This window comes from Acinetobacter sp. TUM15071 (genome assembly GCF_008980925.1).
GTDB classification, from domain to species: Bacteria; Pseudomonadota; Gammaproteobacteria; order Pseudomonadales; family Moraxellaceae; genus Acinetobacter; species Acinetobacter dispersus.
Genome location: NZ_BKGB01000097.1, coordinates 1 through 228, shown reverse-complemented (window position 1 = coordinate 228; position 228 = coordinate 1). Strand labels below are relative to the sequence as shown.

Here is a 228-nt window from a genome sequence, read left to right as displayed (position 1 = left end):
CTGCATCCGTTGGGATACCGGTCAAGGTACCTGTGATCGTCACATTGCCTGCACCCTCAGTGGCATTCACCACATTGTCTGCAGTCACTGCATCGATGTTCAGTACCGCACCCGCTGGGTTCGGTGGCGTAATATCCACGGTATAACTGTGGTCAGTGCTCACAGGTCCGACACCGGTTACATTCACGGTGACGTTGATGGTGCTGTCTGCATCGGCACTCAAGTCGC

The 228-nt window shown here is 55.3% G+C and carries 1 protein-coding gene; it reads right to left on the bottom strand.

Annotation, left to right across the window (positions count from 1 at the left end; translation table 11 throughout):
* The coding region (locus GBI66_RS19375; protein ID WP_151717198.1) for a hypothetical protein at window positions 1–228 on the bottom strand (228 nt) is incomplete at both ends.